This window comes from Streptomyces nitrosporeus, assembly GCF_008704555.1.
GTDB lineage: Bacteria > Actinomycetota > Actinomycetes > Streptomycetales > Streptomycetaceae > Streptomyces > Streptomyces nitrosporeus.
This window is the reverse complement of record NZ_CP023702.1, coordinates 1,722,902-1,741,888: the sequence shown is the minus strand read 5'-3', so window position 1 is coordinate 1,741,888 and position 18,987 is coordinate 1,722,902. Positions and strand designations below refer to the sequence as shown.

Below are 18,987 nucleotides of genomic sequence, written 5' to 3'. Positions count from 1 at the left end.
CGAGTGCCGCCCTTCGGCCCCCTCCCGCAGGTCCGGCCCCCCGTATCGGGAGTCCGGCCCCAGGGCTCGTCACAGTACTCCATTCGGGGCCACCTGGGTGGACCGGCGCGCCGCCGAAGTCCTGGTGGGTGCGGGAGGGGGCCGCCCGGCGGCCGGCGGAACGCGCCCGGCGGGTGTGCTGCTTCACACAATCCACGGAAGCGGAACTATTCGCTTCGCTCATATGTCCCTTCCTGGTGCAAGCTGGGGTAGTTGTCGAGCAGGGGCTGGTAATGGTTCAGAAGCCGCAGAGTGATGCGGAAGGTAAGGAAAGGCGCATAGACCTGAGCCTGCCGCAGGTCGCGGGCAGCGCGCTGGCGGCGGTCGCGGCAGCGGTGATGGCCTCGCAGCTGGGCGTGTACGGCACGATCGCCGGCGCCGGGGTGATGAGCGTGGTCGCCACCTGCGGGGGATCGGTCTTCCAGCACTTCTTCCGTCGTACGGGTGAACAGATCCGTGAGGTGACGGTCCATGTGAAGCACCCCGGCGGCCGGCAGGTGACCGTCCGCACCCGGGAACCGGCCTCCGCCTCCCCGCCGCGGGACGACGACACGGCCACGACGGCGCTGCGCACGGTCCGGCCGGAGCGGGACCGCACGGGCACCACCGCGGACGACCCGGAGCGCACCCGGCCGCTGAAGGCCGCCGACCCGGAGCGCACCCGGCTCCTCGGCGCGGTGGACCCGGACCGGACCCGGCTCCTCGGCACGGTGGACCCGGAGCGCACCCAGCTCCTCGGCGCGGTGCGCCCGGACGGGACCCGGCCGCCCGGCAGCACGGCCAAAGCGGTGCCCGGGGCGTTCGGGGAGACCGGCGACGAGTACTCCGAGGCCCGTACCCACGGCACCCGGGTCCGCGGCTGGAAACGCCCGCTCCTCGCCGCCGCCGCGGTCTTCGCCGTGGCGATGGGCGGTATCACCGTCTACGAACTGGCCACCGGCAACGACCTCAGCGGAGGCGGCGGCACCACCGTCGGTTCCGTGGTGCGCGGCGGCGGGGGCCACGGGACGACCGACCCCGCCCCCGCGGACGACGGTACGGAGCGGCAGGACGACGGCGGCCCGGACGACGGTGCTCCGGACCGGGGCACCCCGGCACCGTCCGGTACCGGCTCGGACGGGGACCGGAACACGGAACCCGGCACGGACCCGGGCACCGGCGCCCCGTCCACCACCGGCCCGGAACCCGCTCCCTCCGCCACCGGCGGGACCACCCCGCCCGCACCCACCGGGTCCGCCGCTCCGGAGAGCAGCGCCCCCGCCGCGCCGGAGCCGACCGCCTCCGGCGACGCCCCGGCCGAGGACGCCCCGGCGGGCGGGGCCCCGCCGGACACCGGCCGGTGACCGGCGCCCCGGCCCGGAAGGCGCCGTCCGGCCCCCACGGGGCGGGGGGACACGTTCCGTGAGCCGCGCCGCCCCGGGAACACGCCCCGGACGGCGGCCGCTCAGTCGCCGAGGACCCGCCGCAGGTAGTCGTTGCCGAAGAGGCGGTCCGGGTCGAGCCGGTCGCGTACGGCGGTGAACTCGCCGAACCGCGGGTATGCCTCGGCGAGGTACGCGGCGTCCCGGGTGTGGATCTTCCCCCAGTGCGGGCGGCCGCCGTGCCCCGTCATGATCCGCTCGACCGCGGTGAAGTACGCCCGGTACGGGGTGCCCCGGTACATGTGGACCGCGATGTAGGCGCTGTCCCGGCCCGAGGCCGTGGAGAGGGCGATGTCGTCCGCGGGCGCCGTGCGGACCTCCACGGGGAAGCTGACGCGCAGCGGTGAACGGTCGATCATGGCCCTCAGCTCGCGCAGCGCCGGGACGGCCGCCTCCCGCGGCAGGGCGTACTCCATCTCGACGAACCGCACCCGCCGGGGGCTGGTGAAGACCTTGTACGGGATGTCCGTGTACGTGCGCGCCGAGAGCGCGCGGCTGGAGACCCGGGCGATCGAGGGGATGGCGCCGGGGAACGCGCGGCCGACCGAACAGGCGGCCTGGAAGATCCCGTTGGAGAGCAGCTCGTCCTCGATCCAGCCGCTGACCCTGCCGGGCGGCGCGGCGAGACCGGCGCTGCGGTTGTTGCGCTTGGTGTTGCAGTTGCCGGTGTGCGGGAACCAGTAGAACTCGAAGTGCTCGTTCTCGGCGACCAGCCGGCCGAAGTCGGCCGTGACCCGGTCGAAGGTCATCGGCTCCTCACGGGCCGTCAGCAGGAAGACCGGTTCGACGGCGAAGGTGATCGCGGTGATCACGCCGAGCGCGCCGAGCCCGACACGGGCGGCGGCGAACACGTCGGGGTGCTCCTCGGGCGAGCAGCGCAGCAGTGTGCCGTCGGCGGTGACCAGTTCGAGCGCCCGGATCTGCGCCGCGAGGGACGCCGAGTCCCGGCCGGTGCCGTGGGTGCCGGTGGAGGTGGCCCCGGCGACCGTCTGCTCCATGATGTCGCCCATGTTGGTGAGGGAGAGCCCCTCCCGGGCGAGCGCGGTGTTGAGCCGCTTCAGCGGGGTCCCGGCCTCGACCGTCACCGTCATCGCCGTACGGTCCACCTCCCGGATGCCGGTGAGCAGGTCCGGGCGTATGTGGACGCCGTCGGTCGCGGCGGTCGCGGTGAAGGAGTGCCCGGTGCCGGCCGGTTTGACCCGCAGTCCGTCCTCGGAGGCCCTGCGGAGCACCTCGGCCAGTTCCTCCACCGAGGCGGGGGTCACCGCCCGGGCCGGCCGGGCGGTGACGTTGCCCGCCCAGTTACGCCACGTGCTCGCCGTCGTTGCGTAGGTCTCGGTCATCTTCCCCGCGCCCTCCCGTCGCTGCCGGCTCCGCGAGCCGGCGATAACCCCGGAGCGCCACCGCGGCCGCGAGCGCCCCCGCCACCGCCGGCACCACGTACCCCGCCCGGGCACCGGAGGCGTCGACCACCCAGCCCGCGGCGGAGGAGCCGAGGGCCACCCCGACCGCAAGCCCGGTGCTGGTCCAGGTCATGCCCTCGGTCAGCTGGGTGCGCGGCACGTGCTGCTCGACGAGGGCCATGGTGGTGACCATGGTCGGTGCGATGGCCAGACCCGCGACGAAGAGCGCCACGGCCAGGAACGGCAGGCTCCCGGCCAGTTGGAGGGGGATCATACTCACGGCCATCGCGCAGACCCCCAGCAGCCACCTGGTGGAGGGGCTGCCCTTCAGGTGCAGCAGTCCGAAGACGGCTCCGGCCAGGCAGGAGCCCAGGGCGTAGACGGCCAGCACGAGGCTGGCCGAGGCCTTGTGGCCGCGCTCCTCGGCGAAGGCCACCGTCACCACGTCCACCGCGCCGAAGATCGCGCCGGTGGCCACGAAGGCGGACACCAGGACCTGGAGTCCCCGCGAGCGCAGGGCGGAACCGCCCGTGCGGTCCTTGGGCGAAGCGGGCCGCGGCTCGGTGGCCCGCTGGGCGGTCAGCCAGAACACGCCGATGACCAGGAACACCCCGGCGAGCAGCGGACCGGCCTCCGGGAACCACGCGGTGGACAGCCCGATGGAGACGATCGGGCCGAAGATGAAGCACACCTCGTCGACGATCGACTCCCACGAGTACGCGGTGTGCAGGTCCCGGGACGACCCGCGGTAGATCGCGGCCCACCGGGCGCGGACCATCGAGCCCATGCTCGGGACGCACCCGGCACCCACCGCGAAGACGAACAGGGTCCACTCGGGGAACCCCTGCTGTGCGCAGACCAGCAGTCCCGCGACCGCGGCGGCGGCCACCAGCGTGACCGGGCGCAGCACCCGCCGCTGGCCGTAGCGGTCGACCAGCCGCGACACCTGCGGGCCCATGACCGCCGCCGCCATGGCGAGCGTGGCGGAGAGGGCGCCTGCCAGTCCGTAACGGCCGGTGATCTGCGACACCATCGTCACCACGCCGATCCCCATCATGGACAGCGGCATGCGGCCGAGGAATCCGGCGGCGGAGAAGGCGAGGGTTCCCGGTGCGTCGAAGACGGCGCGATAAGGGCTGGGCACGGCGTACTCCGGTGGGGCCTGTCAGGTGTGTCGATAGCCGACACAGCTTACGGCCTGGCCCGTGCCGCACGGGCGGATCCGGATCCCGGACACCACCGGACGGCGCCTGTCCGGTTGTCACCGGCGGGTGGCAGGATCGGGGGCATGCCCGATCTGCGTGGTCCCGCACCCTACGACGCCCTGCTCCTGCTCTCCTTCGGCGGTCCCGAGGGCCCTGACGACGTGGTCCCGTTCCTGGCGAACGTGACCCGCGGCCGGGGCATCCCCGAGGAACGGCTCAAGGAGGTCGGCAAGCACTACTTCCTCTTCGGCGGCGTCAGTCCCATCAACGGACAGAACCGCGACCTGCTGGACGCCCTGCGCGAGGACTTCGCCGAGCACGGCCTCGGCCTCCCGGTGTACTGGGGCAACCGCAACTGGGCGCCGTACCTCACCGACACCCTGCGCGAGATGGTCGCCGACGGGCACCGCCGGATCGCCGTCCTCGCGACCAGCGCCTACGCCTCGTACTCCGGGTGCCGGCAGTACCGCGAGAACCTCGCCGACTCGCTGGCCGCCCTGGAGGCGGAGGGGCTGCCGGTACCGCGCGTGGACAAGCTGCGGCACTACTTCAACCACCCCGGGTTCGTGCGGCCCATGACCGACGGGGTGCTGGCCTCGCTCGCGGACCTCCCCGAGGACGTCCGGGCGGGCGCGCGCCTCGTCTTCACCACGCACTCCGTCCCCACCGCGGCGGCCGACACCTCGGGCCCGGTGGAGACCCACGGCGACGGCGGCTCGTACGTCGCCGAGCACCTGGACGTGGCCCGGGTCATCGCCGGGGCGGTGCGTGAGGAGACGGGCGTCGACCACCCCTGGGACCTGGTCTACCAGTCGCGCAGCGGCGCCCCGCACATCCCGTGGCTGGAGCCCGACATCTGCGACCACCTGGAGACGCTCCACGGCGAGGGCGTCCCCGCGGCCGTGATGATCCCCATCGGGTTCGTCTCCGACCACATGGAGGTGCTCTACGACCTCGACACCGAGGCCACCGCCAAGGCCGCCGAGCTCGGCCTGCCGGTCCGCCGGTCGGCGACGGTCGGAGCCGACCCCCGGTTCGCCGCGGCCGTGCGCGAGCTCGTGCTGGAGCGGGCCGCCGCCGAGCGGGGGCTGCCGGTGGAGCGGTGCGCGCTGGGCGCGCTGGGCCCCTCGCACGACCTCTGCCCGGTCGGCTGCTGCCCGGCCAGGGCCCCCAAGCCCGCCGCGGCCGGCGCGGACAGCCCGTACGCCTGACCCTCCCGCGGACCGTACGCCCGCCGAACCGTCCGGCCTCCGGCCGTCCGCCCACCCCTTCGGCGGACGCGGCCCGGCCGGCCCCGACCCCTGGAGCGTTGTGACCGACCCCCTGCTGTCCGAACTGCTCGACCTGGCCCTGGAGGCCGCCCGCCGCGCCGGTGCCCTGCTGCGGGACGGCCGTCCCGACGACCTCGGCGTCGCGGCGACGAAGTCCAGCCCCGTCGACGTCGTCACGGAGATGGACATCGGCGCCGAGAAGCTGATCACCGGCTTCCTCTCCGACCGCCGGCCCGCCGACGGCTTCCTCGGGGAGGAGGGCGCCAGTTCCGAGGGCAGCAGCGGCATCCGCTGGGTCATCGACCCGCTCGACGGCACGGTGAACTACCTCTACGGCCTGCCGACCTGGGCCGTGTCCATCGCCGCCGAGCGCGACGGCGAGCGGGTGGTGGGCGTGGTCGAGGCCCCGATGCGGCGGGAGACCTTCCACGCCGTCCTCGGCGGCGGCGCCCGCCTCAACGGCGAACCCCTGCGCTGCCGCCCCGCCGCACCGCTCGGCCAGGCACTGGTCTCGACCGGCTTCAACTACGTCACCGAGGTACGCACCCACCAGGCGGCGGTGGCCGAGCGCCTGATCCCGCGGCTGCGCGACATCCGGCGCGGCGGTTCCGCCGCGGTCGACCTGTGCGACGTGGCGGCCGGCCGGCTCGACGGCTACTACGAGCGGGGGCTGCACCCCTGGGATCTGGCGGCCGGCGACCTGATCGCCCGGGAGGCGGGCGCGCTCACCGGGGGCCGCCCCGGCCGGCGCCCGGACCGGGAGCTGACCGTCGCCGCGACCCCCGGGGTCTTCGAACCGCTCCAGGCCCTGCTGGAGGACCTGGGGGCCTGGCACGACTGAGGGGCACCGGGCGGAAGGCGCCCCAGGGCGCGCCACGGTCTCAGAGCGCCCCACGGCCCCAGGACGCACCACGGCCCCAGGAGACCGGGAAAGGGCCTCCTGGGGCCGTGGCGGAGCGACGGAAGGCCCCGGCACCTGGACAGTGCCCGGGGCCTTCCCGCGCCGGCTCAGACGCTCGGTGCGCCGACCTCCACGCCGTGCTCGGCGGCGAGACGACGCAGGTCGTCCAGCTCGCTCTGCTCGACATCCGCGAGGAAGTCGTCGCCCGTCTCCCGAGCCTTGGTGAGGTCGGATTCGGTGGTCCTGATCCGTTGCAGCAGACCTGCGGTGAAAGCGTCCATGATGCGCCCCCTCGTCGTGGGTCGGTGGCACGGGGGTGTGCCCGGGAATCCTCCGGCGGGAACCGGAGTGCGGGTGATCACGCGATCCCTCCGGGAGCGGAGCGGGCCGTGGTGCGCCACATGCAGGGCGTGATCGCGGGTGTGCATTCGTCCTCCCCCTGCCGGGAACGGGGGAAACCTCAACTGGCCCGGGAATCCGACGAATTCCCTGCGGGCGCCCCGGGACCTCCCACCGTGCCCGCCGGGTGCCCGGCACGGCGGGCGGCCGGCGGGGCCGTGAGGTCTTACCGCCGGTTTATGCGCGTTGCAGGCAGGATGGACGCGCACAGTCGGTGCCGCTGACGTGCGGCGAGCGGCCGGGGACCGGCCGCTCGGCCTGTGTTCCGAAGGACCGAGGGAAGGACTGCGCCGTGCGCGTACTCGTCGTCGAGGACGAGCAGCTGCTCGCCGATGCGGTGGCCACCGGACTGCGCCGGGAGGCCATGGCCGTCGACGTCGTCTACGACGGGGCGGCCGCCCTGGAGAGGGTCGGGGTCAACGACTACGACGTCGTCGTGCTGGACCGGGACCTCCCGCTGGTGCACGGCGACGACGTCTGCCGCCGGATCGTCGAGATGGGCATGCCCACCCGGGTGCTGATGCTCACCGCGTCCGGGGACGTCAGCGACCGGGTGGAGGGACTGGAACTCGGAGCGGACGACTACCTCCCCAAACCGTTCGCGTTCAGCGAGCTGACCGCCCGCGTCCGGGCCCTGGGGCGGCGGACCACCGTCGCGCTGCCGCCGGTGCTGGAGCGGGCCGGCATCAAGCTGGACCCCAACCGCCGCGAGGTCTTCCGGGACGAGCAGGAGATCCAGCTCGCCCCGAAGGAGTTCGCCGTGCTGGAGGTGCTGATGCGCAGCGAGGGCGCCGTCGTCTCGGCCGAGCAGCTGCTGGAGAAGGCCTGGGACGAGAACACCGACCCCTTCACCAACGTGGTGCGGGTCACCGTCATGACCCTGCGCCGCAAGCTGGGCGAGCCTCCCGTCATCGTCACCGTGCCCGGTTCCGGATACCGGATCTGAGCGCCCCGTGCCCCCTTCCCCGGCGCCCGTGAAGGCGCCCCCGAAACCGACCTGGGAGCCCAAGCCGCAGGACTCGCCGTACCCCTGGCTGCGCCCGACCATCCGGATACGGCTCACCCTGCTGTACGGCGGGATGTTCCTGATCGCCGGCATCCTGCTGCTCTCGATCATCTACATGCTGGCGGCCCAGGCCCTGGACGTGGGCAGCGACCTGCCGTTCGAGGTGGTGAACGGCCAGGTCAGCAGCGAGGTCTGCGACCTGCCGACCAAGGCCACCCCCGAGGCGTTCAACGACGCGCTGAACGCCTGCGCCAACCAGCAGCGCGACCACGCGCTCGACACCCTGCTGAACCGCTCACTGCTGGCCCTGGTGGGCCTCAGCGTCATCGCCTTCGCCTTCGGCTACGCGATGGCGGGCCGTGTCCTGTCCCCGCTCGGCCGGATCACCCGGACCGCCCGGCGCGTCGTCGGCACCGACCTGACCCGGCGGATCGAGCTGGACGGGCCGGACGACGAGCTGAAGGAACTGGCGGACACCTTCGACGAGATGCTGGACCGCCTGGAGAGGGCGTTCACGGCCCAGCAGCGGTTCGTGGGCAACGCCTCGCACGAACTGCGCACACCTCTGGCGATCAACCGCACCCTGCTGGAGGTCCACCTCTCCGACCCGGAGGCCCCGCCCGAGCTGCACCAGCTGGGCAGGACGCTCCTGGCCACCAACGAGCGCAGCGAACAGCTGGTCGAGGGGCTGCTGCTGCTGGCCCGCAGCGACAACCAGATCGTGGAACGCAAGCCGGTCGACCTGGCCGAGGTGGCCGGCCGGGCCATCGACCAGACCAGGGCCGAGGCCGCCACCAGGGGCGTCGAGATCCGCGGCGAGCGGGCACCCGCGGTCGTCCAGGGCAACGGCGTCCTGCTGGAGAGGATCGCGCTGAACCTCGTCCAGAACGCCGTCCGCTACAACACCGCCGAGAACGGCTGGGTGGAGGTCGGCACCGAGCTGCAGCACGGACAGGCCCTGCTGACCGTCTCGAACACCGGGCCGGTGGTGCCCGCCTACGAGATCGACAACCTCTTCGAGCCGTTCAGACGGCTGCGTACGGAGCGTACGGGCAGCGACAAGGGGGTCGGGCTCGGCCTGTCGATCGCGCGGTCCGTCGCGCGGGCCCACGGCGGCCGTATCATCGCGGAGCCCCGCGAAGGGGGAGGCCTCGTGATGCGCGTCACCCTTCCGGTCTGAGACACTTCGCCGCGTGAAGCGGCATTGGATGGACCTGTTCGCTTTGGGCGGAAATTCTGGCCCGTTCCGGCGGTGCGCTCCTGTGTGATCGATCACAGAAGCGATTTCCGGTCTCTCTACGCTCCGTGATCGCCTTCTTCCCGCGATGCCTGGAAAAGTCCGGGTTTTCGGGGGGTGGTATCACGGGAAGTACACGGGGTGGCGCCCGTAAACCGCAGTCCGGGGACCGTGTACGGTCCCCTTCGCCACCCAAGCCGATCGCTACGGAGGGATCCGGTTGGGTGTCGATTGAGTAACAGACCTTGATGTGAGGCAAAATCTCCGCCTCAGGTCGGGCACAAGTCCGGCCTCTCACGCGTTACGTGCGCTGAGACACCCAACACCCAAGAGGGGGAGAGCGACATGGCAACGGATTACGACACTCCACGCAAGACCGACGACGACGTCGATCAGGACAGCCTCGAGGAGCTCAAGGCCCGCCGGAGCGACAAGACGGCCTCGGCCGTCGACGTCGACGAGTTCGACGCGGCAGAGGGACTCGAACTGCCCGGCGCGGACCTGTCCAACGAAGAGCTCGCCGTGCGGGTGCTGCCCAAGCAGGCTGACGAGTTCACCTGCATGAGCTGCTTCCTGGTCCACCACCGCAGCCAGCTGGCCCGCGAGAAGAACGGCCAGCCCATCTGCCGCGACTGCGACTGAGGCCGGCCGGCCGTGGCAGGCGACACACCGTTCCGGAAGCGGCGCCTGCGGCGCACGAAGCCGTCGGAGGCACATCAGGGCGGTACAGGTCCGGCGGAAGGCGCGAGCGCCCCTGCCGAGCCCCGGGCCGCCCTGCCGGCCTATCCCGGCACATCCGACGAGCGGGGCCGCCCGGCCTCGCTCGAAGCGGTCCCGGCGGGGGCGGCACCGCAGGAGCCCGGAGAGCGGGACGGGGCGGACCCCGCCTCCCGTGCCGAGCGGCTGCGCGGCCTGCGGCGGGGCGTGCTGAAGGGCGGAGCAGGGGCCCGCGCGATGGCCGGCCGGCTGGCCGACCGGATCATCGACACCGCGCCCAGGGTCCCCGTCCGCGACCTGGCGACCCTGCGCAGGCAGTTCCCCGGGCTCGGTCCCGAAGAGCTCGCCGACAAACTCGTGGCCGGCGCCTGCAACGCGACCGCCACCGTGGGCGCCGGCATCGGCGCCGCGGCGATGATGCCCGTACCGCCGGCGATGCTGGCCGAGCTGGCCGCCGAGATCACCGGGGTGGCCGCCGTGGAGATGAAGCTCGTCGCCGAACTCCACGAGGTCTACGGGCTGCGCCCTCCGGGCAACCTCACCCAGCGCAGCACCGCGTACCTGACGTCCTGGACCGAGGAACGCGGCATCGACGTGTCCCGCCCCACCACGCTCAACGCGGCGCTGGGCGGGCAGATGAAGCGCGAGCTGCGCCAGCAGATCATGAAGCGCATGGCGCGTGACCTGCCCAACCTCATCCCCTTCATGGTCGGTGCCGCCGTCGGCGCGCTGATGAACCGCCGGGACACCCGGAAGCTCGCCGACCGGGTCAGGAAGGACCTCCGGCGCCATCAGGTCCCCTGGGACCGCCTTGTGGAGCTGCCGCCGCTGGAGCAGCCCGAGCGGCCCGCGAAGGAGCTGCCCGAGGGGTACGACGACGACCCCGGCCGCTGAGCCCGCCCGCAGGCCCCCGGGCCCGCCCGTACACCGCCCGCCCCGGCCCGCGGGAGCCCCTTCTCCCGTCCGGGGCCCTCAGGCGCGTACGGCGGGGGAGAGCGCCGCGGCCAGGGCCTCGGGCTCCCGGGTCGACAGATAGAGGTACGGGGTCGGGTCCGCCGGATCGGTGACCTCCACCCGGACCGCCGTCGGGATGTAGCTGCGCAGCAGCATGAACGCCCGGGTGTCCGCCTTGTACGTACGCCAGGCGCGCGCCTCCTCCCCGTCCAGCACCTCGGCCGTGCCGAGCGCCGTCAGCGGGATCCGGGCGTCGCCCGCGACCAGGGCCCCCGCCACGACCCGGATCCGCGCGGAGCCGTAGCCGCTGACCGCCATCGCCGAGAGGGCGGTCCCGCCCGCCAGGCCGCCGAGCATCGGCAGGGTCCCCAGCGGCAGGAGCATCAGCGCACAGGCGATACCGATCAGGAAGGCGATGAACCACCACGAACGGGGCGCGGTGAGACGTTCGTCGAAAGGCGATGTGGAAGGCTGCATGCGTCCAAGACTGGCACGGAGCCACCGGTGTCCGGTGGCGCGGGTAAGGTCTGCGCCTGTGAGTGGAACATCTGAAGGCCTGACACCCCCCGCGGACGCGGTGGCGCCGGTCCGGCACCCCGACGCCCCCGCCCCCGGCGAACTCCTCGGGTCGCACTACGACCACTGCTTCGGGTGCGGGGACGGGCAGCCGCACGGGCTGCACCTGGCCGCCCGGGCCGGGGAAGGCGTGGGCGTCACCGCCGAATTCACCGTCCAGCCCGCCCACCAGGGAGCTCCGGGTCTCGCACACGGCGGCGTGCTGGCCACGGCGCTGGACGAGACCCTCGGCGCGCTGAGCTGGCTGCTGCGCGTCATCGCGGTGACCGGACGGCTGGAGACCGACTACGTCCGGCCGGTGCCGGTCGGTACCACTCTCTTCCTGGACGCCGAGGTCACGGCGGTGCACAAGCGGAAGATCTACTGCCGGGCGACCGGCCGGACCGGGGGCCCCGACGGCCCGGTCGCGGTGCGCGCCGAGGCCCTCTTCATCGAGGTCAAGGTGGACCACTTCATCGACAACGGCCGCTCGGAGGAGATCGAGGCGGCCATGTCCGACCCGGACACCGTCCGGCGCGCCCGTGCCTTCGAGGTGAACCCCTGATGCGCCCTCCCGTGGACGTGCTCATCCGCCGTCTCGACCCGGAGGTCCCGCTTCCCGCTTACGGGCACCCGGGCGACGCCGGAGCCGACCTGGTCACCACCGAGGCCGCCGAGCTCGCCCCGGGGGAGCGGGCCGTGCTGCCCACCGGGGTCTCGATCGCGCTGCCCGACGGTTACGCGGCCTTCGTGCACCCCCGTTCCGGACTCGCCGCCCGCTGCGGAGTCGCCCTGGTGAATGCCCCGGGGACGGTTGATGCCGGGTACCGTGGGGAGATCAAGGTGATCCTGGTCAACCTCGATCCACGCGAGACCGTGCGGTTCGAACGGTTCGACCGGATTGCCCAACTGGTCGTCCAGCAGGTCGAGAAGATCCGCTTCCACGAGGTGGCGGAGCTCCCCGGCTCGGCTCGGGCCGGGGCAGGCTTCGGGTCCACCGGCGGTCACGCCGCCGTGGGGGACGTCAGGGGCGGTAACACCCAGGGTGGGAACAGCTACGCTTCGGTCGTATCCGACCGGGAAGGACAGTGACGTGTTCGGACGTCGCAAGAACAGTGGTTCCGCCAAGGACTCGGCGGACGAGGCACGCGAGGCCGAGCAGGTCGTCGACGAGCTCGATGACACCGACGACGCCGCGGGCGCGCGCCGGACGAACCTTCCGCCGGCCCCCCGGCCGGACGGGCCGTGGGACCTCTCCGAGGTGACCAGGCCCGGCGAGGGCCGGGTGGACCTGGGCGGCATCTTCGTCCCCGGGGTCGAGGGCATGGAACTGCGCGTGGAGGTCGCCGGCGACGCGATCGTCGCGGCCACCGTCGTGCTGCGCGACAGCGCGATCCAGCTCCAGGCCTTCGCCGCCCCCAAGAAGGAGGGCATCTGGGGCGAGGTGCGCGAGGAGATCGCCTCGGGCATCACCCAGCAGGGCGGGGTCATCGACGAGGTCGAGGGCCCGCTGGGCTGGGAACTGCGCGCGCAGGTGCCCGTACAGCTCCCGGACGGGACGAACGGCGTCCAGCTGGTGCGCTTCGTCGGCGTCGACGGCCCGCGGTGGTTCCTGCGCGGGGTGATCTCCGGCCAGGGCGCGGTGCAGCCGCAGGCCGCGGGTCTGCTGGAGACGGTCTTCCGGGACACCGTGGTGGTCCGCGGGGACGGCCCGATGGCCCCCCGTGACCCGATCGTCCTCAAGCTGCCCAACGACGCCCAGATGGTGCCCGAGGGCGTGCAGCAGGAGGAGCAGACGAACTCGAAGTTCTCCGGCGGCATGGGCCAGCTCCAGCGCGGCCCGGAGATCACCGAGGTGCGCTGACCCGCTCACGAAAGCCGGTGGGCCGCCCCCTCCACGGGGTGCGGCCCACCGGCTTTCGTGTGCCCGCGCGGGGGTGGCGCCCCGGTGCCGCGGGGAGGCCGGGCCCGGTCCGTCAGGGGCGCGTATCGGGTCCGTAGGGGCCGCGTCAAGGGTGGGACGGCGGCCGTATGGAAGGCATCAACGCAGGCCGCGGCGGTCTTCGGCGGGGGTTTGCTCAGGGGGTCCCCAAGAACCGACCTCACTCAGGAGCACACGATGGCCGACGTGGCCTTCGTCGTCACCACGATCGCGGTCTTCGCGCTGGTGGCCCTCGTCGCCCGGGGGGTGACCAAGCTGTGACCGCCGAGAACATCACCGGCCTCGTCGTGGCCGTGGCCCTGCTGGGCTACCTCGTCCTCGCCCTTCTCTTCCCCGAGAGGTTCTGAGCGCGACATGAGCCCCGTCCTCTCCGGTGCCCTCCAGGTGCTCGCGCTCGTCGCGGCCCTGGCCCTGGCCTACCGCCCGCTCGGCGACCACATGGCGCGGGTCTACTCCTCGACGAAGGACCTGCGGGTCGAGAAGTGGATCTACCGGGCCGTCGGCGCCGACCCCCGCACCGAGATGCGCTGGCCCGCCTACCTGCGCGGGGTCCTCGCCTTCTCGGTGGTGGGCGTCCTCTTCCTCTACCTCCTGCAACGGCTCCAGGGCGTGCTGCCCGGGTCCCTCGGTTTCGTCCCGATCGACCCCGACCAGGCGTTCAACACGGCGGCGTCCTTCGTCGCCAACACCAACTGGCAGTCCTACTACGGCGAGCAGGCCATGGGCCACGTCGTGCAGACCGGCGGCCTCGCGGTCCAGAACTTCGTCTCGGCCGCGGTCGGCATGGCCGTCGCCGTGGCCCTCGTCCGGGGCTTCGCCCGGTCCCGTACCGGGGAACTCGGCAACTTCTGGGCCGATCTGGTGCGCGGCACCGTCCGGATCCTGCTGCCGCTCTCCGTCGTCGGCGCGCTCGTGCTGGCCGCCACCGGCGTCATCCAGAACTTCTCCGGCATCCACGGGGTCGGGCAGTTCGACGGCTCCGTCCAGCAGTTCAACGGCGGCGCGGTCGCCTCCCAGGAAGTCATCAAGGAGCTGGGCACGAACGGCGGCGGCTACTTCAACGCCAACTCGTCCCACCCCTTCGAGAACCCCAACGGGTTCTCCAACCTCTTCGAGGTCTTCCTGATCCTGCTCATCCCCTTCGCGATGACCCGTACCTTCGGCCGGATGGTGGGCTCCCTCAGGCAGGGGTACGCGATCCTCGCGACGATGGCCGCCTTCTGGCTGGGCTTCACCGCGCTCATGATGTGGACCGAATCCGCCCACCACGGGCCCGCGTTCGAGATCGCGGGCGGGGCGATGGAAGGCAAGGAGACCAGGTTCGGGATCGCCGGCTCGTCGATCTTCGCGGTGGCCACCACCCTGACGTCCACGGGCGCGGTGAACTCCTTCCACTCCTCCTTCACGGGCCTCGGCGGCGGCATCACCATGCTGGGCATGCAGCTCGGCGAGATCGCGCCCGGCGGCGTGGGCTCCGGCCTCTACGGGATGCTGGTCATGGCGGTCGTCGCGGTGTTCCTCGCGGGCCTCATGGTCGGGCGCACACCCGAGTACCTGGGCAAGAAGATCGGCATCCGCGAGATCAAGCTCGCGGCCTGCTACATCCTGATCACACCCGCCCTGGTGCTCGGCCTCACCGCCGCGGCCCTGGCCCTGCCCACCCCGGCCGGCTCCATGACGAACACCGGCGCGCACGGTTTCTCCGAGATCCTCTACGCCTACACCTCCGGTGCGAACAACAACGGCTCCGCCTTCGCGGGGCTGAACGCCGACACCCAGTGGTTCAACACCACCATCGGGCTCGCGATGCTCCTGGGACGCTTCCTGCCGATGGTGTTCGTCCTGGCGCTGGCCGGCTCCCTGGCCCGGCAGAGCCCCGTACCGCCGACGGCGGGCACCCTGCGCACGCAGAAACCTCTCTTCAGCGGACTGCTGGCCGGGACCGTCGTGATCGTCACCGGTCTGACCTACTTCCCGGCGCTCGCGCTCGGGCCGCTGGCCGAGGGGCTGGCGTCATGACCGGTCTCCCGAAGCCGCCGCAGCGGCCCCAGGCACCACAGCAGACCCGGCAGACACAACAGACACAACAGGCCCTGCAGACACAGCCGTCCCGGCCGGCGCAGCTCTCACCGTCTTCGAACCCCTCGGAGCAAGAGGAACCGATGTCCGTCACCGTCCACGCACCCACCCCGCAGCAGGACAGGCCCGCAGGCCGGCAGCAGGGCGGCGGGAGCCCCAAGGGACTGTTCGACCCCGGACAGCTGCTGAGGTCCCTGCCCGACGCCGTACGCAAGCTGGACCCCCGGGTCATGGCCAAGTCCCCGGTGATGTTCGTCGTGCTGACCGGGTCCGTGCTCACCACGGTCCTGGCCGCGCTGGACCCGGGGGACTGGTTCGGCTGGGCGATCACCGCCTGGCTCTGGCTGACTACCCTCTTCGCCAACCTGGCCGAAGCCGTCGCCGAGGGGCGCGGCAAGGCGCAGGCCGACACCCTGCGCGCGGCACGGACCGGCGCCGTCGCCCGCCGGGTCATCGGCAGGAACGAGGAACGCGTCCCCGGTACCGACCTGCGCGTCGGTGACCTGGTGGTCTGCGAGGCCGGCGACCTCGTCCCGGGCGACGGCGACGTCGTCGAGGGCGTGGCGAGCGTCGACGAGTCGGCGATCACCGGGGAGTCCGCCCCGGTGATCCGCGAGTCGGGCGGCGACCGCAGCGCCGTCACCGGAGGGACGAGGGTGCTCTCCGACCGGATCGTCGTCAGGATCACCGCCGAGCCGGGCGAGACGTTCATCGACCGGATGATCGGCCTGGTGGAAGGGGCCGCCCGGCAGAAGACACCCAACGAGACCGCCCTCGACATCCTGCTGGCGTCCCTCACCGTCGTCTTCCTGCTGGCCGTCGTCACCCTGCAGCCCTTCGCCGTGTACGCGGGCCGGGAACAGTCGATGACCGTGCTGGCGGCGCTGCTGGTCTGCCTCATCCCCACGACCATCGGCGCCCTGCTCTCCGCGATCGGGATCGCCGGGATGGACCGGCTGGTGCAGCGCAACGTGCTCGCCATGTCCGGCCGGGCCGTCGAGGCGGCCGGGGACGTCTCCACCCTGCTGCTCGACAAGACGGGCACCATCACCATGGGCAGCCGGCAGGCCGCCGAGTTCCTGCCCGTCAAGGGCGTCACCGGGACCGAGCTCGCCGAGGCCGCCCAGCTCTCCTCCCTGGCCGACGAGACGCCCGAGGGCCGCTCCGTCGTGTCCCTCGCCGAGCGGGACCACGGCCTGCGCGCGCGCCACCGGGACGAACAGACCGGAGCCGAGTGGGTCCCGTTCACCGCGCAGACCCGGATGTCCGGGGTGGACACCGGCGGCCGCCTGGTCCGCAAAGGGGCGGCGGGGTCGGTGACGGCCTGGGTCACCGGGCGCGGCGGCAGCGTCCCCCCGGACGCCGAGGTGCTCACCGAACTGATCGCGAAGGCCGGCGGCACCCCGCTGCTGGTGGCCGTCGAGGATTCCCGGGGAGCACGGGTCCTCGGGGTGATCCACCTCAAGGACGTCGTCAAGCCGGGGATGCGGGAACGTTTCGCCGAACTGCGGCGCATGGGCATCCGTACGGTCATGATCACCGGGGACAACCCGCTGACCGCGAAGGCCGTCGCGGAGGAGGCCGGCGTCGACGACTACCTGGCGGAGGCCACCCCCGAGGACAAGATGGCCCTGATCAAACGGGAGCAGGCCGGCGGCAGGCTCGTCGCGATGACCGGTGACGGGACCAACGACGCCCCCGCACTCGCCCAGGCGGACGTCGGTGTCGCCATGAACACCGGCACCTCGGCCGCCAAGGAGGCCGGGAACATGGTCGATCTGGACTCCGACCCCACCAAGCTCATCGAGATCGTCGCCATCGGCAAGCAGCTGCTGATCACCCGGGGCGCCCTGACCACGTTCTCGATAGCCAACGACGTCGCCAAGTACTTCGCGATCATCCCCGCGATGTTCGCCGCCGTGTACCCGGGCCTGGACAAGCTCAACATCATGGACCTGTCCTCCCCCCGGACGGCGATCCTCTCGGCCGTGATCTTCAACGCCCTGATCATCGTCGCCCTGGTGCCGCTCGCCCTGAAGGGCGTCCGCTACCGGCCGGCCGGGGCCGACCGGATGCTGCGCCGCAACCTCGCCGTCTACGGGCTCGGCGGACTCGTCGCCCCCTTCATCGGCATCAAGCTCATCGACCTGGTCCTGTCCCTGATACCGGGACTGCGCTGAAACCGGAGCGTCGCACCCTCATGAACAATCCCGCGAAAACCACCGCACGGCTGCTCGGCGCGGGACTCCGCGCCCTGCTCGCCCTCACCGTCCTGTGCGGGGTCCTCTACCCGCTCGCCGTCACCGGCGTAGCCCAGGCACTCTTCCCGGACAAGGCCAACGGCTCCGAGGTCACCCACGACGGCCGGGTCGTCGGCTCGGCCCTCATCGGCCAGCGCTACGACCTGCCGCCCAAGGACGGCGAGGAGTCCCCCGGACCGGACCTCCGCCTCTTCCAGCCGCGCCCGTCCGAGGGCCTCGGCACCAACAGCGTCAACACCCGCTACACCCTGCTTCTCTCCGGCGCGACCAACCTCTCCGGCGACAGCCGGGTGCTGACCAGCCGGGTCGCCGGCACCAAGGCCGCCGTCGTGAGGGACAACTCCGTCCCCGGCCACCCCGTCGACCCCGCCGACGTACCGGCCGACGCCGTCACCTCCTCCGCATCCGGCCTCGACCCGCACATCTCGCCGGAGTACGCCCGGCTCCAGGCCCGCCGTGTCGCAGAGCGCAACGGCCTGCCGTACGAGCGGGTGGCCCGGCTGGTCCGTGAGCACACCGAGGGGCGCGTCCTCGGCTTCATGGGGGAGCCCCGGGTCAACGTCCTCGCGCTCAACACGGCGCTGAGGGAGCTGGCGGACGGCGGGAGCGCACCCCGCCGATGACCCCCGTACGGGCCGGGCACGCCCCCGGAGCGCGCCCGGCCCGGCCGTGACCAGGAGGGCATTGCCCCACCGGACGCATCGCGCACATACTGGCGGCGGCCGAGGAGCGGTACGCACGGCAGCGTACGCACGGGGGAGAGCGATGACACAGCACACCGGGGGACAGCACGGCACGGCACTGGCGGAGGGACCCGGCGCCGACGCCATGATCCGCGTCGAGGACCTGCACCGCTCCTACGGGACCGGCGCCGGGGCCGTGCACGCCCTGCGCGGGGTGTCCTTCGAGATCCCGCGCGGCGAGCTGGTCGCCCTCAAGGGCCGCTCCGGTTCCGGCAAGACCACCCTGCTCAACCTCGTCGGCGGGCTCGACACCCCCGACAGCGGCCGGATCACCGTCGGCGGCACCGAGATCTCCGGGCTCGGCGAGGACGGACTGCTGGAGCTCCGCCGCGACCGCATCGGCTTCATCTTCCAGTCGTTCGGCCTGATCCCGATCCTGACCGCGGCGGAGAACGTCGGCGTGCCCCTGCGGCTGCGCAAGGCGGACCCCCGCGAACGGGAGGAACGCGTGGGCCTGCTGCTCTCCCTGGTCGGCCTCGCCGACCACGCCCAGCAGCGCCCCGGCGAGCTCTCCGGCGGCCAGCAGCAGCGTGTCGCCATCGCCCGCGCGCTCGCCAACCGGCCCGCGCTCCTCATCGCCGACGAGCCCACCGGGCAGCTCGACGCGGAGACCGGCCTCGCGGTCATGGAACTGCTGCGCGCCGTGGTGCGCAGCGAGGGCGTCACCGCGCTCGTCGCCACCCACGACCCCCAGCTGCTCGGTTTCGCCGACCGGGTCCTCGAACTCGGCGACGGGCACATCGTCGAACACGTCTGAGCCGCCCGGGCGCGTCAGAATCCCGTCAATACGGACCCCGGAGGCACCTCCCCGAACCCGGGACCGCACCGTGTCGGGGTAGCTTCGGTCTGGGCCT

At 72.6% G+C, this 18,987-nt stretch carries 20 protein-coding genes; 16 read left to right on the top strand and 4 right to left on the bottom strand.

Translation table 11 applies throughout. The annotated features are described in order from the left end of the window. The first annotated feature begins 272 nt into the window (after positions 1-272). On the top strand, positions 273-1,382 hold the full coding sequence (locus tag CP967_RS07390) for a hypothetical protein (protein WP_150487186.1): 1,110 nt from the start codon (positions 273-275) through the stop codon (positions 1,380-1,382). A 101-nt stretch (positions 1,383-1,483) separates the two neighbouring features. Here the strand turns inward: CP967_RS07390 and CP967_RS07385 are convergent, their stop codons facing one another. Together CP967_RS07385 and CP967_RS07380 are read right to left on the bottom strand one after the other, a co-directional pair. After that, positions 1,484-2,803: a D-arabinono-1,4-lactone oxidase gene (locus tag CP967_RS07385; RefSeq protein WP_150487185.1), complete on the bottom strand. Its 1,320-nt coding sequence runs from the start codon at positions 2,801-2,803 to the stop codon at positions 1,484-1,486. Then, complete coding sequence (locus CP967_RS07380) at positions 2,763-4,007, bottom strand: MFS transporter (RefSeq protein WP_150487184.1); 1,245 nt, start codon at positions 4,005-4,007, stop codon at positions 2,763-2,765. Before CP967_RS07380 ends, CP967_RS07385 begins: the two co-directional genes overlap by 41 nt. Before the next feature lie 144 nt (positions 4,008-4,151). Between CP967_RS07380 and CP967_RS07375 the strand changes: the two genes are divergently transcribed. Both CP967_RS07375 and CP967_RS07370 read left to right on the top strand, forming a co-directional pair. Beyond that, positions 4,152-5,279, top strand: a complete 1,128-nt coding sequence (locus tag CP967_RS07375) for a ferrochelatase (protein ID WP_150487183.1) — start codon at positions 4,152-4,154, stop codon at positions 5,277-5,279. Between the two features lie 100 nt (positions 5,280-5,379). Further along, positions 5,380-6,180: an inositol monophosphatase family protein gene (locus CP967_RS07370; RefSeq protein WP_150487182.1), complete on the top strand. Its 801-nt coding sequence runs from the start codon at positions 5,380-5,382 to the stop codon at positions 6,178-6,180. Positions 6,181-6,347: 167 nt separating this feature from the next. On the opposite strand, the gene CP967_RS33890 is transcribed toward CP967_RS07370, so the two are convergent. Then, complete coding sequence (locus CP967_RS33890; RefSeq protein ID WP_167535343.1) at positions 6,348-6,521, bottom strand: hypothetical protein; 174 nt, start codon at positions 6,519-6,521, stop codon at positions 6,348-6,350. Positions 6,522-6,931: 410 nt separating this feature from the next. Between CP967_RS33890 and CP967_RS07365 the strand changes: the two genes are divergently transcribed. The 4 genes from CP967_RS07365 (at position 6,932) to CP967_RS07350 (ending at position 10,493) form a co-directional block, all read left to right on the top strand. Next, on the top strand, positions 6,932-7,585 hold the full coding sequence (locus CP967_RS07365) for a response regulator transcription factor (RefSeq protein WP_150487181.1): 654 nt from the start codon (positions 6,932-6,934) through the stop codon (positions 7,583-7,585). A 7-nt stretch (positions 7,586-7,592) separates the two neighbouring features. Next, the gene (locus tag CP967_RS07360) at positions 7,593-8,825 is read left to right on the top strand and encodes a sensor histidine kinase (RefSeq protein WP_150487180.1); all 1,233 of its coding nucleotides are present in this window, start codon (positions 7,593-7,595) and stop codon (positions 8,823-8,825) included. Positions 8,826-9,227: 402 nt separating this feature from the next. Next, the gene (locus CP967_RS07355) at positions 9,228-9,524 is read left to right on the top strand and encodes a DUF4193 domain-containing protein (RefSeq protein ID WP_003965732.1); all 297 of its coding nucleotides are present in this window, start codon (positions 9,228-9,230) and stop codon (positions 9,522-9,524) included. Positions 9,525-9,536: 12 nt separating this feature from the next. Next, a complete protein-coding gene (locus tag CP967_RS07350) occupies positions 9,537-10,493 on the top strand; it encodes a hypothetical protein (RefSeq protein WP_150487179.1) in 957 nt (318 codons plus the stop codon). Positions 10,494-10,571: 78 nt separating this feature from the next. On the opposite strand, the gene CP967_RS07345 is transcribed toward CP967_RS07350, so the two are convergent. After that, positions 10,572-11,030 (bottom strand): DUF3093 domain-containing protein, encoded by a 459-nt coding sequence (locus CP967_RS07345; protein WP_150487178.1) that lies wholly within the window; start codon positions 11,028-11,030, stop codon positions 10,572-10,574. A 58-nt stretch (positions 11,031-11,088) separates the two neighbouring features. Here CP967_RS07345 and CP967_RS07340 point away from each other — a divergent pair, with 58 nt between their 5' ends. The 9 genes from CP967_RS07340 to CP967_RS07305 all read left to right on the top strand — a co-directional run bounded on the left by CP967_RS07340 (position 11,089) and on the right by CP967_RS07305 (position 18,890). Next, positions 11,089-11,673 (top strand): PaaI family thioesterase, encoded by a 585-nt coding sequence (locus CP967_RS07340; protein WP_150487177.1) that lies wholly within the window; start codon positions 11,089-11,091, stop codon positions 11,671-11,673. Then, positions 11,673-12,200 (top strand): dUTP diphosphatase, encoded by a 528-nt coding sequence (gene dut / locus CP967_RS07335; RefSeq protein WP_150487176.1) that lies wholly within the window; start codon positions 11,673-11,675, stop codon positions 12,198-12,200. The genes CP967_RS07340 and dut overlap by 1 nt, the downstream gene beginning before the upstream one ends. Before the next feature lies 1 nt (position 12,201). Continuing rightward, the gene (locus tag CP967_RS07330) at positions 12,202-12,972 is read left to right on the top strand and encodes a DUF3710 domain-containing protein (RefSeq protein ID WP_150487175.1); all 771 of its coding nucleotides are present in this window, start codon (positions 12,202-12,204) and stop codon (positions 12,970-12,972) included. A gap of 210 nt (positions 12,973-13,182) precedes the next feature. Then, the gene (locus tag CP967_RS35080) at positions 13,183-13,311 is read left to right on the top strand and encodes a hypothetical protein (RefSeq protein WP_268253019.1); all 129 of its coding nucleotides are present in this window, start codon (positions 13,183-13,185) and stop codon (positions 13,309-13,311) included. Then, entirely contained in the window at positions 13,308-13,397 is a 90-nt protein-coding gene (gene kdpF, locus CP967_RS07325) for a K(+)-transporting ATPase subunit F (RefSeq protein WP_150487174.1), read from the top strand. Before CP967_RS35080 ends, kdpF begins: the two co-directional genes overlap by 4 nt. Positions 13,398-13,404: 7 nt before the next feature. Next, positions 13,405-15,069, top strand: a complete 1,665-nt coding sequence (gene kdpA, locus CP967_RS07320; protein WP_150487173.1) for a potassium-transporting ATPase subunit KdpA — start codon at positions 13,405-13,407, stop codon at positions 15,067-15,069. A 143-nt stretch (positions 15,070-15,212) separates the two neighbouring features. After that, positions 15,213-17,309 carry a potassium-transporting ATPase subunit KdpB gene (gene kdpB / locus CP967_RS07315; RefSeq protein WP_150487172.1) on the top strand — a complete coding sequence of 699 codons (2,097 nt, stop codon included), beginning with the start codon at positions 15,213-15,215 and terminating at the stop codon, positions 17,307-17,309. Between the two features lie 20 nt (positions 17,310-17,329). Next, positions 17,330-18,013, top strand: a complete 684-nt coding sequence (locus CP967_RS07310) for a potassium-transporting ATPase subunit C (protein WP_150487171.1) — start codon at positions 17,330-17,332, stop codon at positions 18,011-18,013. 142 nt (positions 18,014-18,155) lie between these two features. Beyond that, positions 18,156-18,890 (top strand): ABC transporter ATP-binding protein, encoded by a 735-nt coding sequence (locus tag CP967_RS07305; protein WP_150487170.1) that lies wholly within the window; start codon positions 18,156-18,158, stop codon positions 18,888-18,890. Positions 18,891-18,987: the final 97 nt, after the last annotated feature.